We start from the raw sequence: 17,896 nt of genomic DNA, 5'->3' as shown, positions 1-17,896 counted from the left end.
ATTGAAGAAAGAAAATTGAGGAAAGAAAATGCTCGGAGACAATAAACCAATGCCCGGAAACGCCGGAAGCCTCGCAGATATTTTTGAGACTGGAATGACATTAATGCAAAACGGTGCTGACGCTGACGCTTTTCTTTTATTTTCTAAATTGGCGGCGGATGAAAACAACATCGCTGTTCAATATAATTTGGCACTGTGCCATTATTTTGCCGGCGAAAACCAATCGGCATTTGAAAAAGCGGAAAAAGCGTTTTCAGTGATTAAGAAAAAAGCGCCGGTCCCGAAGAATCCGCTGACGGCTCAAAACACGTTTACGGTTTTGTCTCAATCAGAAGCGGGACAAACGGATTATTTGAAGCCGATGCCGCAGAAATTGCCGGAGCTTCTGCCCGATGCCGCAAAACGAAATATTTTACGATTACTGATTGATATTTGCGCAGCTCTTAGGAATTGGGACGCTGTTATGAATTATGCAGGATCTTTGCAGCCGTTTGAAAAGAATTATGAAAATGTCAAAAAAGCTGTTGATGAAGCTCAGGAAAATAAGGGCATAAAGGCATAATGAAACAAAGACACAAGCACAAAAATGCAATATAAATTGCAATTATGAATCTGAAAGAATTATAATGTTGTTGATTGTCAAAATTAATGGAGCCTGTTAAAAATGCAAATATATGATATTACTCAGCTTTATGAGAAAAAAGAACCACCGCGCGAGGAAATTATGGCGTTTTACAAATCAGCGGAGGATGTTGATTTTACAGATGAATACAGCGGCAACGCGCTGCTTCATATTGCTGCCAAATATTCTGATTTTGAAGCGGTTGAATATTTGTTTAACGCCGGCGCGAAAGCAAATGTTTTCAATAAATACAATGAAACGCCGCTGCATTTGCTGGCGAAGGGCGATAAGCGAGCGTTTAAACCCGAGCCGGAAGCGGTTTACAAGACGACAGTTTTGTTGTTAGACGGAAAGGTCAGCGTCCTCAGAAAAGATGATAACGGTGATGCTTGCTACCACGTTGCGGGCGAAGCGGGAAATTTTGAATTTGTTCGGGCGTTGCACGATAAAGGCGCTAAGTTAAACGGTCTCGGGAAAAACGGATATACAGGAATTCATTTTGCGGCCGAGCGCGTTCGCCATGAGATTTCCTCCCTCGGCTATGCTGAACGCGATTACAAACAGAAACAAGAAAAAGAAAAAATAAAACCGTCCGAGCCGTATGAAAAACAACTTTTAGAATACGAAAAGGATTATTTGGAAAAGAAACAGGTTGTTGAAAACTATTTCCTGACGGTGAAAGCGTTTTTGGATGCGGGCGTTGACCCGAGTGAAAAGAACGAATACGGTAAAACGGCTTTGGATTTTGCGATTGACAGCGGCGATAAAAAGATGGCGGCACTCCTTTCCGGCACTTATTCTGAAGAGGCGGAGGGAAGTGAAGACCAGGAACTGATTATTCTGGCAGGTTCGATGACGCTTCATAAAGCGGTTGATAAAAAGGATTATGCCGCTGTTTCCGCAATTTTAAAGCTCGGGGCTGATCCGAATGAAATCGGCGGTGATGAGGATCATCGGACGAAAGGAAAGACGCCGCTTGCTGTCGCGATTGAAAATTTTGATGATGAAGCGGTTTCAATTTTGCTTGACGGCGGGGCTGACCCGAACTTTAAGGATACGGAAGAGAAAGCGGCAATCGCTTATTTCTTTACGGTGGATGCGAATGTTCGAACAAATCTCAAGGTTTTCGAACAGAAGCGACCGGCTAATATTTTAAAGAGTTTAATTGATGCCGGCTTTGACATTAACGGCATTGTGAACGGCAGCGGTGAGACGATTCTCAATTTAGCTTGCCGAACTCGAAACGGATTGAGCGGCTACAACAGTTTCCGTCTGAAAAGCCATATGATTGATATTGTGATGGATTACAGTCCGGATGTGAATCTGCCGAATTTGGACGGAACGACAGCGCTGATGAATATTTGCACGTCGGATTTTGACGTAATTGAAAATCAGCAGATTGCGCTGCTTGAAGCGGGCGCGGATGTCGGCGCGATTGATAAATTCGGAAAGACGGCGCTGATTTACGCGGCGAATAACCGCAGCGCAACGGGCGCGAAGCAGATGGCGGAATATATGTTTGATGTCGGCGACCCGCTGCCGGATCACGCGGACAATGACGGGAAGACGGCCTTGGATTACGCGACTGAAAAGAATAATGAACCGCTTGTGAAATTCTTATTATCGAAAATGTAAAAAATCAATGAATTATTAAGTTGAAGTATATCAGGCGAAGTCAGATGAAGTATATTTGAAATATTACAGAAATAAAACAAGAATTCAAGGAGACAAATTATGGGAGCCAATCTGGATAATATTTTTTTAAATGCCTGTAAAAACGGGCAGAAAGGCGTTGTTGAAACATTCGTCAAAAAAGGCGGCATCAATTATAATAAACGTGATGCAAGCGGCAACACACCACTTTATTACGCCGCGCAGAAAGGCGCCCGAGATATTGTGAAACTTTTGGTTGAAAACGGCGCAGACACAACGCTTGCAAACAATCAAAGCGCAACACCGCTTCATGCGGCTTCAAAAACAGGAAACAAAGAAATCATTGCGATTTTGACGGAAAACGGCGCAGACATCAATGCGACCGACAAGGAAGGAAAAACGGCGCTCATCTACGCTGTTGCTGCCGGCAAATCCGAAATGACGCGCCAACTGCTGACGCTCGGCGCTGACAAGTCAATTAAGGACAACAATAATCACAACGCTTTGGATTACGCCACATCAGGCGGTTTGCGTGACATTATCGCGCTTCTTGCGGATGATGAAACAGGAATGTCTCAAAAAGACAATTACGGCAACACGCCGCTTCATCAGGCAGTTGCGGCCGGTCAGAGTGAAGTGGTCATCGCGCTTTTGAACAAAAATAAAGATAATATCAACGAACTCAACGACAACGGCGAATCGCCGCTCATTTTGGCGGCCATGAATTCCAATATTCATTTGGTCGAGCTGCTTCTTGAAAACGGCGCCGATTCTAATTTGAAACTTCTTGACGGCAGTTCCCCGCTTCATTATGCAGCGGCAATGGGGAACCAATTTATCGGCAAGGCTTTAATCAAAGCCGGCGCGAATGTCAATTTCAAGAATGAAAGTTCAGAAACGCCGTTAATTATCGCGGCCGCGCGCGGCAACAACGATTTCGTCGGATTGCTGATTGAAAATGAAGCGGATGTCAATGCGGTTGATAACGCGCAGCAGAGTGCGCTTTATTATGCAAGCGAATCCGGGTTTACCGAGATTGTTGAAATGTTGATTATGGCGGGAGCTGAAAACTGAAAATCAGATTGAGAAATATTTTCTCAGTCTTATCTTTTTAATTTTTTTTGTAGTTTTATCTTCTCAGTTTTATTTTTCAGCTTTTTTTCAGTTCTATTTTTCAGTTCTATTTTTTCGGTTTTACCTTCACGACTCAATCCTGTAACTTATCCTTTTTGAAAAATTCGTCAGGTTTTTGACTTTTTTACAAATATATAACCTGTAATAATCCCAAACGGGTATAATTTCCAGAGAATATAGATCAAATCGACAAATAAAGCTTTGAAATATCCCGAAAGGGTATAAAAATGAAGAAAATGATGAAATAATATGAATTATACCCAGAATAACCCCAAAAGGGTATAATATTAAATAGATTAGACCTTATAAGGTATAATCATGAATAAAGAGAAACATTTAACACTTTCCGAATATGTCAAAATTGAACGGAAGAAAGCGAATCTGACACAGCTGGAATTATCAAAAAAGGCGGGAGTCGGGCTTCGCTTCATCAGAGAGATGGAACAAGGAAAAGAGACGCTAAGAATGGATAAAGTGAATCAGGTTTTGTTTTTGTTCAGCAGTGAACTTGGCGTTGTTCCGCTGAACGAGGAGTAAAAGAATGAAACAAGCTGAGATTTTTACCTCTGATTTATCGGCAGGTATTTTAACGGAAAATGAAGACGGATTTTTTTTTCGATATCATGAAGAATATCTTCAAAATGAAAAAGCGGAGCCGATTAGTTTAACGCTGCCGCTTCAGGAGATGCCATTTAAAAGTGACAGATTATTCCCATTTTTTGACGGGCTGATTCCGGAAGGGTGGCTTTTGGATATTGCAGAAACAAACTGGAAAATTTCAAGCCGGGACAGAATGTCGCTGCTGCTGGCATGCTGCAGAAACTGCATCGGTACAGTCAGCGTTATTCCAATTGAAAATGATAATGAAGAGGAATGAATATGAAAAAATGTCTATTCTGTTACAAAGAATTGGATTCTTCCAACGACAACGAAGATTATCATTCCGCTTGTTCTAAAAAAATATTCGGAACGGTCAGTCCGCCGATACTCCCATACACGAGAGAACAAATCAATGAACTGGCATTTGACGTCATCCGTTCGCAAACTGCACTTACAGGCGTTCAGCCGAAACTTTCTTTAGACATCTATAAAGAGAAAACAAACACAAGAGGAGAAAAAAAAGGAAGTTTCAGTCCGTCTTTGAAAAAAACACAACGATTTACAATTGTTGGTCTTTGGGGAAGATATATTTTAAAACCGCAATCAGAGCAATATAAAAATCTGCCGGAATTAGAAGATGTGACAATGCATTTAGCAGAATTATCAAAGATTAAAGTGGTTCCGCATTCCCTTATCCGCTTTGCTGACGGCGAATTATGTTACATTACGAAAAGAATTGACCGCGATGAGAAAGGGAATAAATTCTATATGGAAGACATGTGTCAGCTGACAGAACGGATGACGGAACATAAATACAAAGGTTCTTATGAACAAATTCAAAAGGTCATTCAGCAGCATTCTCAAAAACCGAATTTAGACACGATCAGCTTTTGCGAGCAATTAATTTTTTGCTGGCTGACCGGAAATGCAGATATGCATTTGAAAAATTTCTCATTGATAAAAGACGGTTCAAATGAATACAGACTCTCACCCGCCTATGATATGTTGGCAACAAAACTGGCAATTCCCGAGGATTTGGAAGAAACAGCACTTATGTTAAGCGGAAAGAAAAGAAAAATCGGAAAAGAAGAATTTGAAAAAATGTTTGACACAATGAAAGTAGATCAAAAATATCGTCAATCCATTTATAAAAATTTCAGAAAAACGATTCCCTCTTGGTTTGATTTAATCGACCAAAGTTTCCTGCCCGATGAAATGAAAGAAAAATATAAGGCGCTTGTTAAGGAAAGAAGTGAAAAAATGGGATTGATGTAAAAACAGATAAAATAAACAAAACCACCGGCGTTTTTCCAATATTTTCAAAAATGATGCAGATCGCGCGCGGCGTGGAACTGCCGAAAATGAACGGAAAGAGAAAAGAAAGAAAATAGAAAAGAAAGAGAAAAAGAGATTATTCCTCCTTTTTCTCCCCTTCAGGAACAAAATCATCCATTTTGCACTGCTTGTCACAATAACATTTTTCGCCCGGAATCGGAACCGGATATGATTCTGTGATGCAGCCGAGACAGAGTTTGCTTTTGTCAATGCCGATGGCTTTGACGAGACCGTCTGCGCTGAGGTAGCCAATTGTGTCGGCGTTGACGGCGGCGCAAATGCCTTCAATTGTTTTATGCGTTGCAATGAGTTCGGCACGGGTCGGCATGTCAATGCCGAGGTAGCAGGGGCCGACAATCGGGGGGCTGGCAACGCGCAGATGAACTTCTTTGGCACCGGCATCCTTAATCATGTCAATGATTCTGCGCGATGTCGTGCCGCGGACAACACTGTCGTCGACGAGAACAACACTTTTGTCTTTGAGATTTTCACCGATGGTGTTCATTTTTAGGCGAACGGCCATTTCACGCATTTCCTGGTGCGGAAGAATAAAAGTTCGGCCGATGTATCTGTTTTTCATCAGGCCTTCCAAATATTTGGTGCCGGACTCACGGGAATAACCGATGGCGGCCGCAATTCCGGAGTCGGGAACCGGAGAAATTATGTCGGCGGCGGCCGGGTGTTCGCGCGCCAGTTCGTTCCCGATTCTTTCACGGGCGGAATAAACAAGTTGTCCGTCAATGATTGAGTCGGGGCGGGCGAGATAAATATATTCAAAAACACAATGCGCTGCAAAGCTGCTGTCTGTTGTCATGATGCTTTCCACTTCGCCGGTTTTCTTGAAAACAATGATTTCGCCGGGCATCAAGTCGCGGACCAATTTTCCTTTAATCGTGTCAAGCGCAACGCTTTCAGAAACTGCGGCGTAACCGCCTTCGATTTCGCCGTAACAAATCGGTTTGTTGCCGATCGGATCGCGGACAGCATAAAGGTCGCCATTAATCATAATTGTTAAAGCGTAAGAGCCGATGATGCGTTTCATAACAGATTTTAAAGCGTCAACGGGTTCTTGTTTTAATAATTCTTTCACCAAAAGAAGACCGATAATTTCGGCGTCGAGCGCGGTTGTAAAAATGCGCCCTTCAGATTCAAGTTCGTCTCTGAGTTCTGTGCTGTTAACCAAATTGCCGTTGTGAGAAATCGCAATCGTACCGCCTTTGAAATTCAAAACGAAAGGCTGGCAATTTTCAATGGTTTGTGTGCCGTATGTTGCGTTGCGGACATGCCCGACACCGACATAACCGACAATATCCTGAAGCGTATCACGGGAATAAGCTTCGGAAACCAATCCCATGCGTTTAATGGATCGCGGTTTGGAGCCGTCGAAAACAACAATGCCGGTTGAATCCTGACCGCGGTGCTGCAACGCGTAAAGCGCATAATAGAGTTTAAAAGCAACAATATTTGTCGGCGGCGCAGGGTCATGAATAATAACACCGGCAACACCACATTCTTCCTTCAAATTTATCACCCGATTTGTAAATTTATAAAACTTAAATGCTGTTTATTATTTTAAATTCAGCTTTATGAAATATAATTGGCGGTTAAAACGATATAAAATATCTTTGAATCCCTTCAAAATCAATTGAAGCAGACATCAAAAAGATTCCAAAGAAATCTTTGTTTTGCGCCGGTTTGAAATTTGAAACATATTAACCGACAGCCATCGAATTTATTGAATGAACGAATAAAAACGGCCGTAACTGCGTTAATACAAATGAATAACTTAAACAAAAAAGAATAATTGGTAGTTATATTTTAAGTTAATTTTCATTATTGTTCATATTAAAAAACAGACAAATGAGACATGATTTGTCATTATCGGCAAAAAAATTGAAAAAATAAAACAAATCGAAAAATAAAAAACGGCTTTGAAAGGTAAAATTCGAATAAAAGATTTTTTTGATAAATAGATGACAGATTAGAATTAGAATAAAATTAAAAAAAGAATAAAATTAAAAAAACGATAAAGCAAGAATAACAAAATAAAAGAATTTGAAAAACAAAATAAAAAAATCGGAAAAACAAAATAAAAGAATCGGAAAAACAAAATAAAGGAAAAACGAAATAAAGGAAAAACGAAATAAAAACCAAAAATAACAATATAAAAGTCGAAAAATGACGAATAAAAAAAGTTAAAAAAGTAAGAAATGAAAAGAAAAAAAACGATGAACTTAGTCACCGTTTAATTTGGATTTTCTGACCCACTTGTAGTCTCTCAATTTTGCAGATCTTCCGAATCCGCATGCGACACACTGTTTTGTGTGGATGTTGAAAGAAGTGCTGCCGCATCTTCTGCATTTCATATGTGTGCGTTTTTGTCTCTGACCCATTGAGGGCGTTCCTTTAACCATTGCTTCTTCACCTTTTTGATATGTATAAATAATGTATGATTTGGATTTGATAAACCGGAATAAAGATATAAAATCATCGGCTGAAAAATCGTCGATTCTGCATGAGAAGTGAATCGGCCTTTTCAGCAAAAATTGAATAAAAAAGATCGGTTAAACCGATGCTTTAAATCAATCGGAATAATCAGGGGGACACGTAAACAATATTGTCTCCTCTGACAACAAGACTGGAATATTTTTTAACGCTGACGCCGTCTTTTAATTCTTCCGCATTGTCGAGGACGAGATTCATGTGAATGTCGTAGCCTTTTAATTCTCCTCTGAATTCACGACCGCCCTTTAAGCGTGCAATAACCGGCTTGTTTAAAGCCTCATTTAAAATGTCAAGAGGTCTGTTCGTCATAAGTATTACCTGTTTTGTTGCATCGGGCGCAATCAGCGCCTCGTTAAATAAAAATCCGCTGAAACAAATCAGGGGATTGCTACCATTTTAGATCTGCAAAGCCTCAAAAAGACCGCAGACTGTAATTTGTTTAAGAACTGAATAATGATATTTAAACATATCTGTTTGTAATTGCTTTAAATACTGCCTGACAATGACATTATTTAAACTTCTTAAAACGGTGTTTAAAAATGGTTTGAATTTCTAAAGAAACTCTAAAGAAACGCAAAACATCTTTATGATTATATCCCAATTAACGAATAAAAATATTGTCTTTTTTCGGAAGTGACTTTTTTGACTCATGAAAAAACATCTAAAATCAAAAAGAAATGCGTGATGACGATTGCCGGCAGCGACTCAGGCGGCGGCGCAGGCATTGAAGCCGACCTGAAAACATTTTCCGCGCTCGGCGTCCATGGTGCCTGCGTCATCGCGTCCGTGACTTCACAGAACACAACAGGTGTTCAATCCGTTTTTGACATTCCGGTTGAGCATATCGGAACGCAGATGGATTCCGTTTGTACGGACATGAATATCGTTTTCGCAAAAAGCGGAATGCTCTCCTCCCCCGAAATTGTTCAATTTGTTGCCGGAAAGGTCAAGGAATACGGTTTATCATTGGTTGTCGACCCCGTCATGGCCGCTGAAGCCGGCGGCGAGCTTCTTCGAAAAGAAGCCGTCGAAATGATGGCCGAAGCACTTCTTCCTGTTTCATACGCCGTCACGCCTAACATTTTTGAAGCGGAAATTCTCTCCGGCCTGAAGATTAAAAATGCGGATGATGCCAAAGCCGCCGCCGTGAAAATCGCCGAAACAGGCGTAAAATACGTGATTGTGACCGGCGGACATTTGGATGCGGAAGACATCGTTTATGATTCAGAAAACAAAGAATTCACGCTTCTTTCAGGAACATTCGTCAAAGGCGGCACTCACGGCACAGGTTGCACTTATTCATCCGCGCTTGTTTCATATCTGGCCCGCGGCTATACTTTTGAAGAGGCCTGCCGGTTCGCTAAAAAATTCGTGGTTGACGCGATACTTTATTCGGAAAACATCGGATCGGGTGTCGCGCCCGTAAATCCGGGAGGCGCGTCAACATTGTTTTCAGAGCGCGCAGCCGTGATTGAAAACATTTTGGAAGCGTGGGAAATATTAAAAGACGATGATGTGTTTCCGCAGCTGATTCCGGAAGTCGGAACAAACATCGCGATGACGCTTCCCGACAGATTCAAAGAATCTGTGCAAGCCGATTATTACGCATCAGGCATTCAACCGCCGCGCCAAATGTTATCCATTGATAAAAGAGACCGGCAAATCGGAGCGGACGGGTTTGGTTCTTATTACTCAGCGGTTGCCTCGTTTCCCGGAAGGATTCATAAAATGAAAGATTTGACCGGAACGAAATTATCCGCTGAAAATCTCGGATATCCGTCTTTCGGTGCGGGTTCGAATTTGGCAAGAGTTATCAAATCCGCTCAAGAATTTGACGAAACGATTCGCGCTTGTATCAATTTAAAATATACGGAAAAAACCGTCAAACACTGTGAACAATCCGGATTTTCGGCTTACGCGTTTACCCGCGATGATGAACCGTGCGGCTGCGATGAAAGCAAAGAATGGGGAACATCCGTGGTGATTCAAGAAAACGGCGAAACCGTCCCCGACATTATTTATGAAAACGGCGGATTCGGAAAAGAAGGCATCATCCGCGTTCTCGGAACAGATGCCGTTGACGCCGCTGTTAAAGTCATCATGATTTGCGATGACATTCGAAAACAAATCGGCGGCGGGGAAAAATGAACGAAAAACAGAAAATGAACGAGAACCAGAAAACGAGCAGAGAACAAAAAATCAATGTGAATGTGGATTTCATCGGTCCTTTGATTGTTGTTGAAAGCGTCAAAAAGGCGGGAGAATTTTATGAAAACGTCGTCGGTCAGAAGTTGAAATTAGATCTCGGTGTCAGCCGGCAATACGAAAGCGGTCTGATGCTTCAATCCAAAACATCCGTTTCTGAAGTGATCGGATTCAAAGAGAACGAAATCAAAAAAGGAAGCAACAATTTCACGCTTTATTTTGAAACCGCCGATTTCGATTCTTTCGCCGAAAATCTGAAAAATTATGATTTGGAATATGTTCACGATGTCTTTGAATTTGATTGGGGTCAGCGTTCCGTCAGTTTTTATGACCTCGATGACCATGTCGTTGATGTCAGCGAAAAGATGGAAACCGTTATCAAAAGATTTGCCGCGCAAGGCATGACGCCTGAAGAAATCACAGCGCGGACGGATCATCCGATTGAATTTGTGAATTCTTGTTTGAAGTAATCACAATTTTTTTACAATTGACTTTTTTCTGATAATTGACTTTTTTCCGACAATTAAATCAACCCGGAATGCCGGTTTCTGAATTTAAATTAAACTTCAAATACGACCGCAAATCGAAAATTCGACCGGTGCGGAGCAGCGGGCGAATCGAGATTTGCGGATTCAACCCACCATTAATAGATTAAAACAGTTGCAAGAAGCGGTTTATCATTTTGCTGCGTTTACCTCTACGGATGATGGCAGCCGTTCGCTTCGCGAACGTGGGTGCTGTTACCTTGTCGTTTGCATTTCTGCTGCTATCTTACTGTTTGCATTGCTGCTGTTACCTTACTGTTTGCGTTTCTGCTGCTACCTTACGGTTTGTGTTGCTGCTGTCACCACCGTTTGCGTTGCTACCGTCACCTTGCCGCGTCGCGCGCGAGCCGCACCGTTTTTAAAAATAAAGCAAAGTTGACGCTTGCTTTTTAAAAAAATAAAGTAAACCGGACGATTGCTTTAAAAAAAATGAAAAAACCAATTCCGTTTTTTAAAAATAAAAAATAAAACAAAAAATCACAATTTTTTCGTCATGTAAGTGCCGTCAAATTCGTATCCGTATTTTCGATAATATTCGCGAACGCCGATGCCGCTGATGATTGAGATTTTTTCATAGCCGCCGTCTGCCGCGATCTCTTCCGCTTTTTGAATCAGTTCTTTACCGTAGCCGCGGTGCTGCCAGGAACGGTTTTTGTCGGCAAGCGGCGCAGACAGCGTGTCAGCCGTCTCGCCGAGAGGCGTGAGCGAGCCGTATACGTGCAGCTCGCGGATGAGCGCGGTGTTTTTCAGCTCGGAGCGGTGCGGTGCATTCGGGAAGCGCAGGCGAATGAAGCCGACCAAAACGTCGGCTTTGAGATCTTCAAATGAAATGAAATTTTCGAGTCCGCCGCAGCAATCATATTTTTCAACGAGCAGATGGATATTTTCAGGGCTTGGCGGATTGCCTTTTAAAATATTGTGACCGACTTCGCGGCAGCGGATGCATTTGCATTTTTCGCCGCGGGCGTGAAGTAATTTTTCAGCCTCTTGGCGGACGTTGCTTTTTTGGATGCCGGCTAAAATCTGATCCGCCGGAATATCACGCTGAATCCGCTGAAGACGCGTCCATTTCGGCAAAATCGCTTTAATTTTGGAAACCAATTCCGGACCGTTTTCATCATCCAAAGGACGGTATTCGTTGTTTTGCCACATTTTGCAAAGTTCGGTTCCTTCCGTGACCAGCGTCGGGTAAATTTTCAAATAATCCGGTTTGAAATCGGGATTTTCAAAAAGCGTTTTGAAGCCCTCCAAATCGCGGTCAAAATCCGTATCGAATAGACCGGGCATCATATGAAAACCGACTTTAAAAGCACTGTCGCGCAAGCGGCGGTTAGCGTCGGCTGTTTCTCGAACCGTATGCCCACGATTCATTTTCAAAAGAACATCTTCAAAAACACTTTGAACACCGAGTTCCACTTTCGTTCCGCCGATTTTTAAAAACTCGTCAATATGTTCTTCTTTCGCCCAATCGGGACGCGTCTCAAGTGTCATGCCGACATTTCGAACATAAGCCGTTTCATTCGCTTTTTGAACATCTTCAAGCGGAATAAATGAATAAGTCGAATCCGCGGAATCGTAGCTCGGAACTTCCGCCCGCCACACAGGAATACCGGACTCACTGACAGCAGCATCATGATCGTTCATCGCTTCCAAGCAACGCTTCACAAACCATTCCTGATAATCAACCGATCGCGCTGAAAACGTGCCGCCCATAATGATCAGTTCCGCTTTGGAAACGTCATGCCCGATTGTGTTAAGCTGCTTCAGGCGTGAGCTGACCTGCGCGTACGGATCGAACCGGAACTCAAAAGCGCGCATCGCTGCGGGCTCGCGTCCCATGTAACTTTGCGGCGATTCAAACGCGGAGTCGGGACCGCCCGGACAGGGCAAGCACTTGCCGTGCGGACAAGGTGCAGGCGACGTCATTGCCGCAATCACCGCAACGCCCGAAATGGTTCGGACCGGCTTTCTTTGAAGCACGTCGCGAACCGCTTTTTGTTCATCAGGCGTTCCGCGAAGAATGATGTCACCGTTGCTCGGGAGCGTTGACAGACCGTATTTTTTGCACACCTTTTTCTTCATTTTGGCAAGATCCTTTTCCGTTTCAAATTCACCGGCAACCGCCGAGAGAAGAATCTCACGGCAAGCGTCATTGAATTTTTCATCAGATTTATCGAATTCCTGATACCCCATTTTCTCACCAAAATAAAATTTGAGCGGCGGCGCAATAACTTTTAATAATTTAAGATTCGGAAATATGTGTCATTCATGTAATAAGTATATAAGTTCTGTTACTGTAACGGTTATAAAATAAATAAACAACAGATATAAGCTTAAAATTTAAAAACTTAAAACTTAAAAATTTAAAAACTTAAAAATTTAAAACTTAAATTGAGTGATAAAATGAAATTCGGCATTGAACTTGTCCCGAATGAACCCGTTTTCAAAATCGCCGCTTATACGAAAGCCGCGGAAGAACAGGGTTTTGAATATGTTTGGATTACCGACCATTACAACAACCGCGAGGTCTATTCAACCATTTCCGTTTTAGCACTCGCGACAAACAAAATAAAGATCGGCGCAGGTGTCACCAACCCGTACACGCGCAGTCCGGTCGTGACCGCCGCAAGCATTGCGTCCGTCAATGAAATTGCAGGCGGCCGCGCCATTCTCGGAATCGGACCGGGAGACAAAATGACATTTGAAGCACTCGGGCTTGCCGGCGAAAAACCGCTGACCGCTGTCAGAGAAACAGCCGAAGTCGTCCGCGAATTGCTCACCGGAAAAAAAGTATCATTCGACGGCGACACAGTCAAATTGAAAAATGCGAAATTGGATTTCGCGGACCCGAAAAAGACCGGCGTTGACATGAATATTCCGATTTATATCGGCGCGCAAGGTCCGAAAATGCTTGAAATGGCAGGCGCGATCGGCGACGGTATTTTAATTAACGGCTCTCATCCCGATGATTTCAAAGCAGCCGCAGTTCAAATTCAAAAAGGTGCAGTTGCCGCAGGCAGAAAGCCGAACGACATTGATGTTGCCGCATACACTTGTTTCTCAATCGACGACGACACGGAAAAAGCGTACGCTTCAACAAAACCGGTTGTTGCGTTTATTATCGCCGGCTCTTCCGATGTTTTATTGGAACGCCACGGCATTTCTCAGGAAAATAAGAAAGAAATTGCCGGCGCGATTTCAAAAGGCGATTTCAAAGATCTCAATACGATTATTACCGATCAAATGGCAGACCGTTTCGCTGTTGTCGGTGATTTTGATGAATGCATGAAGAAAGCAAAAGAGTTGGAAAAAGCAGGCGTCACGCAATTGGTTGCCGGATCGCCGCTCGGCCCGAACAAAGAAAAATCAATAAAATTAATCGGAAAAATGATTTCGGAGTTTTAATCATGGAAAGAGCGTTTTATGTCGGCCGTTTTCAGCCTTTTCACTACGGTCATGAAAAGATTTTAAAAACAATCGCTGAAGAAGTCGACGAAGTTGTCATCGGCATCGGCAGTGCCCAAAAAAGTCACTCCGTGCGCGACCCGTTCACAGCCGGTGAACGTATTGAAATGGTTTTGAAATCCCTTGAAAATTTCCCGATCCGCCATTACATCATTCCGCTACAGGATGTCGAATACAACGCGCTTTGGGTTTCCCACGTCAAATCCATGTCCCCGAAATTCGACGTCGCCTATTCCAACAACCCGCTTGTGATTCAGCTTTTCACGGAGGCAGGTATTGAAGTCCGCCGCCCCGCCATGCATGAACGCAACATTTATTCAGGAACAGCCGTCCGCAAATCCATGATTGAAAGCAAAAACAGAGAGTGGGCAGAATTTGTGCCGCCGACAGTAGCCGGCGTAGTGGATGAGATAAACGGCATCTGCCGGATTAAAAGAGTCGCCGGAAACGACGATTAAACCGGATTCCGGTTTTTAATTTTAATTTTTTTGTTTTCGGTTTTTGTTAAATTTGTTGTGAGTAAATGATTGTTAAAATTAGAAGAAAAACCGATGTAACCGCCCGCTAATTTTCGTTCTGATCGGAGCAAAGCGAAGAGAGGAACGGAAATTAGCGGATTCGTACTCAGCCGATACAGCAAAAATGAACAACTGCTTTTCAAATCGATTAAAATCAATTATTATCTTCGCTTGGGAATTGCTTTACTGTGTGTCACCGCTTTGCTGTGTGTATCAGCTTGCTGCGTGTATCAGCTTGCTGCGTGCATCTGCTGTTTCTTAGCACACCCGTTCGCTTACGCGAACGGAACCGCTGTTACCTACTGTTTGCATTGCAGTCTGCTGCCATTGCTGCTTACGCTCATCTCACTGACTGCACAAACGCGACGCGCGCGAACAGCCGATGCTTAAAAAATAATCAAAATCCAATCCCATTTTTCAAAAAAAAAAACGATCCCGTTTAATCGTAATATGAATCTATTCGCATCTGGACGGCTTGGTTGTACAGCAATTTTGTTTCTATTTCCCAATCGGGGCGCGGTGTATAAAGGCGCGCCGACATGTCGGCAAGTGCTTCTTCTTTTGTTTCAAACATCTTTTTCGGATTCATGATGGCAGCTCTTGCTGCTTCTCTGACCACCCAAACACCAAGCGGCGCCCAATAACTCGGACGAATTTCACGAATTGCGAAAATAAATGCCTGCTTTTTAATTGAATCCAAATATTCTAAAACAGGCAGGCGGGCTGCATAATAACCGCCCGAGAGGTTTGAATATTCTTTTTTGCCGTAGAAATCCTCATGGTCTTGGCCGATGTAAGTTTTCTCACCGTTCCAAACGGAATGCGGCTGCCAGATTTCAAGAAGTTCATAAGAAAAGCTTCCCGGGAGAAGTAATATTTCGAAATGATTTCCGAAAATTTCGCCGGTCAGCACCGTGATTTCACGAATATGCGGATAATCTTTGATGCGCTTGATTGTTTCTTTGCCGGTCATGTCATCAATTGCCGTAATCGACCAGCGTGTCGGAACAAGTTTCCGGTCGCGGCCGAGCAATCCGATTGACATCAAGCGTGTCATCTGCTCGTTGGAAACGCTGCCTTGGTAAAGCTCGACAATCGCGTCTTTTGCAAGCGCGTCTGTGTCGTAAATAATGCGGTCAACCGCGTTTGGTACTTTCGGATTTTCCGTGATGTTAAAGTTTTTCACTTGCCCGGAAGGACCCATCGGCATCATCATGCTGTCAAATTTCAAATCCGAAATGATCGGCTTTTTAAACCACGCTTCCGTGTCAATCGGTTTAGCGGAAAGCGCAAGCTCCTGTGCTTTCATAAGAAGCGGATTGTCGGTTTTGGCATCACCCGGCTTAAAAGTTGAGTTGGCGCGAACGAGTGCTGTTCTCATCGAAATCACATCCTGCATCTGCAAATCATGCCACAAGCGCGAATCTTCCATAAATCCCGGATTTTTAATCACTTTCTCACGCAGAATCTCTGACGCTTCACTGAATTCCAATTCCGGCAAATCAATTGACGGCGGAATCAGAGGACCGGCAGATAAACTCGGATAATTGTAGCTGCCGACAAAAACAGAAGGAGGGGACGGTCCGAAAACCGTTGTTTTGTTTGACAGCGCTTTTGTCAAACGGTTATTGTTTTTAAAACGCTCCAGCGTCGGACAATAAGGGCGGCCGCAAAGACCTTTTCCTTTACAGCGCATGCAGAGTCCTTCAGCCGGCATATCTTTTCACCTGATTCGTTTTGATAAAATTGAAATGCTAAAATTGAAAATGATAAAATTAAAATGATAAAATTAAAATGATGTCGGGATTAATTGATAATATTTTGAATTCTTTTGATAATTTGAATAATTTAGTAAATTTGAATTCTTTGATAATTTGAATAATTTGATAAATTTGAATTATTTGGTACGAATCCGATTGTCAAATCCAATCATTCGAAATCAAAAAAGAAATAAAAATAAAAGATAAAATTGTTTTGTTTTTAAATTTTAAACAATTTTTTGATTTTTAAAGTTTTGATTTTTAAAGAGCGCGTGTGTAATCAACGATGACTTTGCCGTCAGCGGTTAATTCGATTTTGCCGTCTCCTGTTTTTTGAACAAGACCGTTTTCTTCAAGCTCTTTGATGATTTTGTCGGTTGCAGACGGAATCAGGCGAGCGATTTTTGCAACTCTTTGCGGGTCTGTTGCTCCTTTTGATTCCAAAATTTCTAAGACTTTTCGGCGGTTGACGCTGCCGTTGACAAATCCTGCAAGTTCTTCCATGATGATGACTCCTTTCGTTTTAGTTCATTCAACTCTTTATTTTCATAAAGTTGAGTGCGATTTATGATTATGATTAATTTTGATTATGCGTAGGGTCGATTGATAAATTTTGATTTAAGATTAATGATACAATTATGATACAATTAATGGATAATCGGCTTTAACCGTATTATATTTTTGCTTTTATACACTCACCTCTTCATATTTTCTTCAAAAACGCTTAAAGCCATAACTATTAATACAAAGTTGGCAAATATTGATTGTCGGAAGTTATCTGACCGTTATAACTTTCCGTACATTGTATCAGTTATTGCTTTTAAAAAGCTTAAACATTAACACAAACAGTCAGCTGTTTGAAGTATTTCGTGATATTTTCACGTTAAATTCATTTGAAATCATGGAGGATTTATTTTAAAATGAGTACCGGAATGTGTTCTGTATGCGGTTTACCCGAAGAGTTGTGTATTTGCGAAGAAGTCGCAAAGGAGCAGCAGAGAATTACCGTCAAAGTAAACAGAAGAAGATATGGAAAAGAAGTAACGATTGTCGAAGGGCTGGATCCTGCTGAAATTGATGTTCATGATCTGGTGACCTATTTAAAATCAAAATTCGCTTGCGGCGGAACAATTCGTGACGGTTCCATTGAATTGCAGGGCAACCACCTCGGACGCATGAAAGATGTGTTGATTCAACGCGGTTTCAGTGCGGATCAAATTAAAATTTAATCCCGACAGGAATCTTCGGATTCCCGTTTTTTTACTTTTCTTTGAGTTAATTTTGGTGAGCTGAAAGCTTATCACCTGTCTTTATTTTTTTCAAAAAACGATTTGGGGTTTTGAAATATATTATAATGAGCATACGGCTGTGCTAACGGCGCGGTTGCCGGCAGCGACGGCAAATGCAAACGGCAGGTAGCAGCGGCAAACTCACCCGGCAAGGTAGCAGCAGCAAAAACAAACGGTAGGTAGCAGCGGTTCCGTTCGCGCAAGCGAACGGGTGTGATAAAAAAGAGCAGATGCAACGCAGCAACACTTAAACCGATGCAGCAAA

At 42.4% G+C, this 17,896-nt stretch carries 20 protein-coding genes; 13 read left to right on the top strand and 7 right to left on the bottom strand.

From position 1 onward, the window contains the following. Window positions 1-28: 28 nt before the first annotated feature. The 6 genes from C7391_RS05900 to C7391_RS05875 all read left to right on the top strand — a co-directional run bounded on the left by C7391_RS05900 (window position 29) and on the right by C7391_RS05875 (window position 5,284). Complete coding sequence (locus C7391_RS05900; RefSeq protein WP_133517633.1) at window positions 29-562, top strand: hypothetical protein; 534 nt, start codon at window positions 29-31, stop codon at window positions 560-562. Between the two features lie 102 nt (window positions 563-664). After that, window positions 665-2,257 (top strand): ankyrin repeat domain-containing protein, encoded by a 1,593-nt coding sequence (locus C7391_RS05895; protein WP_133517632.1) that lies wholly within the window; start codon window positions 665-667, stop codon window positions 2,255-2,257. A gap of 99 nt (window positions 2,258-2,356) precedes the next feature. Further along, window positions 2,357-3,349, top strand: coding sequence for an ankyrin repeat domain-containing protein (locus C7391_RS05890; RefSeq protein ID WP_208107071.1), 993 nt, complete (start codon window positions 2,357-2,359; stop codon window positions 3,347-3,349). 378 nt (window positions 3,350-3,727) lie between these two features. Continuing rightward, on the top strand, window positions 3,728-3,946 hold the full coding sequence (locus tag C7391_RS05885) for a helix-turn-helix domain-containing protein (RefSeq protein ID WP_133517631.1): 219 nt from the start codon (window positions 3,728-3,730) through the stop codon (window positions 3,944-3,946). Between the two features lie 4 nt (window positions 3,947-3,950). Further along, window positions 3,951-4,286 carry a HipA N-terminal domain-containing protein gene (locus C7391_RS05880; protein ID WP_133517630.1) on the top strand — a complete coding sequence of 112 codons (336 nt, stop codon included), beginning with the start codon at window positions 3,951-3,953 and terminating at the stop codon, window positions 4,284-4,286. Window positions 4,287-4,288: 2 nt separating this feature from the next. After that, window positions 4,289-5,284, top strand: a complete 996-nt coding sequence (locus C7391_RS05875) for a HipA domain-containing protein (protein ID WP_133517629.1) — start codon at window positions 4,289-4,291, stop codon at window positions 5,282-5,284. Between the two features lie 136 nt (window positions 5,285-5,420). On the opposite strand, the gene purF is transcribed toward C7391_RS05875, so the two are convergent. From purF to C7391_RS05860, 3 genes are all read right to left on the bottom strand, one after another. Beyond that, window positions 5,421-6,866: an amidophosphoribosyltransferase gene (purF, locus tag C7391_RS05870; protein WP_133517628.1), complete on the bottom strand. Its 1,446-nt coding sequence runs from the start codon at window positions 6,864-6,866 to the stop codon at window positions 5,421-5,423. Window positions 6,867-7,578: 712 nt separating this feature from the next. Continuing rightward, window positions 7,579-7,758: a 50S ribosomal protein L37e gene (locus C7391_RS05865; protein WP_133517627.1), complete on the bottom strand. Its 180-nt coding sequence runs from the start codon at window positions 7,756-7,758 to the stop codon at window positions 7,579-7,581. A 181-nt stretch (window positions 7,759-7,939) separates the two neighbouring features. Beyond that, the gene (locus C7391_RS05860) at window positions 7,940-8,158 is read right to left on the bottom strand and encodes an LSm family protein (protein ID WP_133517626.1); all 219 of its coding nucleotides are present in this window, start codon (window positions 8,156-8,158) and stop codon (window positions 7,940-7,942) included. A 333-nt stretch (window positions 8,159-8,491) separates the two neighbouring features. Here C7391_RS05860 and thiD point away from each other — a divergent pair, with 333 nt between their 5' ends. The 3 genes from thiD to C7391_RS05845 all read left to right on the top strand — a co-directional run bounded on the left by thiD (window position 8,492) and on the right by C7391_RS05845 (window position 10,978). Next, a complete protein-coding gene (gene thiD, locus C7391_RS05855) occupies window positions 8,492-9,997 on the top strand; it encodes a bifunctional hydroxymethylpyrimidine kinase/phosphomethylpyrimidine kinase (RefSeq protein ID WP_133517625.1) in 1,506 nt (501 codons plus the stop codon). Further along, the gene (locus C7391_RS05850) at window positions 9,994-10,524 is read left to right on the top strand and encodes a hypothetical protein (protein WP_133517624.1); all 531 of its coding nucleotides are present in this window, start codon (window positions 9,994-9,996) and stop codon (window positions 10,522-10,524) included. The genes thiD and C7391_RS05850 overlap by 4 nt, the downstream gene beginning before the upstream one ends. 154 nt (window positions 10,525-10,678) lie before the next feature. Further along, window positions 10,679-10,978 (top strand): hypothetical protein, encoded by a 300-nt coding sequence (locus C7391_RS05845; RefSeq protein ID WP_133517623.1) that lies wholly within the window; start codon window positions 10,679-10,681, stop codon window positions 10,976-10,978. A gap of 98 nt (window positions 10,979-11,076) precedes the next feature. Here C7391_RS05845 and C7391_RS05840 read toward each other — a convergent pair whose 3' ends face one another. Next, complete coding sequence (locus tag C7391_RS05840; RefSeq protein WP_133517622.1) at window positions 11,077-12,792, bottom strand: tRNA uridine(34) 5-carboxymethylaminomethyl modification radical SAM/GNAT enzyme Elp3; 1,716 nt, start codon at window positions 12,790-12,792, stop codon at window positions 11,077-11,079. Window positions 12,793-13,002: 210 nt separating this feature from the next. Between C7391_RS05840 and mer the strand changes: the two genes are divergently transcribed. From mer to C7391_RS05825, 3 genes are all read left to right on the top strand, one after another. Then, window positions 13,003-14,004, top strand: coding sequence for a 5,10-methylenetetrahydromethanopterin reductase (mer, locus tag C7391_RS05835; RefSeq protein WP_133517621.1), 1,002 nt, complete (start codon window positions 13,003-13,005; stop codon window positions 14,002-14,004). A gap of 2 nt (window positions 14,005-14,006) precedes the next feature. Then, window positions 14,007-14,522 carry a nicotinamide-nucleotide adenylyltransferase gene (locus C7391_RS05830; protein WP_133517620.1) on the top strand — a complete coding sequence of 172 codons (516 nt, stop codon included), beginning with the start codon at window positions 14,007-14,009 and terminating at the stop codon, window positions 14,520-14,522. A 261-nt stretch (window positions 14,523-14,783) separates the two neighbouring features. After that, a complete protein-coding gene (locus C7391_RS05825) occupies window positions 14,784-14,972 on the top strand; it encodes a hypothetical protein (RefSeq protein WP_133517619.1) in 189 nt (62 codons plus the stop codon). 49 nt (window positions 14,973-15,021) lie between these two features. Here C7391_RS05825 and C7391_RS05820 read toward each other — a convergent pair whose 3' ends face one another. Both C7391_RS05820 and C7391_RS05815 read right to left on the bottom strand, forming a co-directional pair. Next, window positions 15,022-16,299, bottom strand: coding sequence for an Nre family DNA repair protein (locus C7391_RS05820; protein WP_133517618.1), 1,278 nt, complete (start codon window positions 16,297-16,299; stop codon window positions 15,022-15,024). Between the two features lie 304 nt (window positions 16,300-16,603). Further along, window positions 16,604-16,846 carry a transcriptional regulator gene (locus C7391_RS05815; protein WP_208107070.1) on the bottom strand — a complete coding sequence of 81 codons (243 nt, stop codon included), beginning with the start codon at window positions 16,844-16,846 and terminating at the stop codon, window positions 16,604-16,606. Window positions 16,847-17,262: 416 nt separating this feature from the next. Here C7391_RS05815 and yciH point away from each other — a divergent pair, with 416 nt between their 5' ends. After that, on the top strand, window positions 17,263-17,571 hold the full coding sequence (gene yciH / locus C7391_RS05810; RefSeq protein ID WP_133517617.1) for a stress response translation initiation inhibitor YciH: 309 nt from the start codon (window positions 17,263-17,265) through the stop codon (window positions 17,569-17,571). A gap of 71 nt (window positions 17,572-17,642) precedes the next feature. On the opposite strand, the gene C7391_RS05805 is transcribed toward yciH, so the two are convergent. After that, window positions 17,643-17,867 (bottom strand): hypothetical protein, encoded by a 225-nt coding sequence (locus C7391_RS05805; protein WP_133517616.1) that lies wholly within the window; start codon window positions 17,865-17,867, stop codon window positions 17,643-17,645. Window positions 17,868-17,896: the final 29 nt, after the last annotated feature.

Origin of the sequence: Methanimicrococcus blatticola, from assembly GCF_004363215.1 — an archaeon.
Lineage (GTDB): Archaea > Halobacteriota > Methanosarcinia > Methanosarcinales > Methanosarcinaceae > Methanimicrococcus > Methanimicrococcus blatticola.
Note: the sequence above shows the minus strand (reverse complement) of the source record. Positions and strands in the feature narration are given on the sequence as shown.

Coding starts and splice junctions, on each gene's coding strand:
- C7391_RS05820 (WP_133517618.1), bottom strand. CDS start 16,299: ATGCCGGCTGAAGGACTCTGCATGCGCTGTAAAGGAAAAGGTCTTTGC.
- C7391_RS05850 (WP_133517624.1), top strand. CDS start 9,994: ATGAACGAAAAACAGAAAATGAACGAGAACCAGAAAACGAGCAGAGAA.
- C7391_RS05880 (WP_133517630.1), top strand. CDS start 3,951: ATGAAACAAGCTGAGATTTTTACCTCTGATTTATCGGCAGGTATTTTA.
- yciH (WP_133517617.1), top strand. CDS start 17,263: ATGAGTACCGGAATGTGTTCTGTATGCGGTTTACCCGAAGAGTTGTGT.
- C7391_RS05875 (WP_133517629.1), top strand. CDS start 4,289: ATGAAAAAATGTCTATTCTGTTACAAAGAATTGGATTCTTCCAACGAC.
- C7391_RS05815 (WP_208107070.1), bottom strand. CDS start 16,846: ATGGAAGAACTTGCAGGATTTGTCAACGGCAGCGTCAACCGCCGAAAA.
- C7391_RS05830 (WP_133517620.1), top strand. CDS start 14,007: ATGGAAAGAGCGTTTTATGTCGGCCGTTTTCAGCCTTTTCACTACGGT.
- C7391_RS05840 (WP_133517622.1), bottom strand. CDS start 12,792: ATGGGGTATCAGGAATTCGATAAATCTGATGAAAAATTCAATGACGCT.
- C7391_RS05900 (WP_133517633.1), top strand. CDS start 29: ATGCTCGGAGACAATAAACCAATGCCCGGAAACGCCGGAAGCCTCGCA.
- C7391_RS05890 (WP_208107071.1), top strand. CDS start 2,357: ATGGGAGCCAATCTGGATAATATTTTTTTAAATGCCTGTAAAAACGGG.
- C7391_RS05860 (WP_133517626.1), bottom strand. CDS start 8,158: ATGACGAACAGACCTCTTGACATTTTAAATGAGGCTTTAAACAAGCCG.
- C7391_RS05895 (WP_133517632.1), top strand. CDS start 665: ATGCAAATATATGATATTACTCAGCTTTATGAGAAAAAAGAACCACCG.
- mer (WP_133517621.1), top strand. CDS start 13,003: ATGAAATTCGGCATTGAACTTGTCCCGAATGAACCCGTTTTCAAAATC.
- C7391_RS05865 (WP_133517627.1), bottom strand. CDS start 7,758: ATGGTTAAAGGAACGCCCTCAATGGGTCAGAGACAAAAACGCACACAT.
- C7391_RS05885 (WP_133517631.1), top strand. CDS start 3,728: ATGAATAAAGAGAAACATTTAACACTTTCCGAATATGTCAAAATTGAA.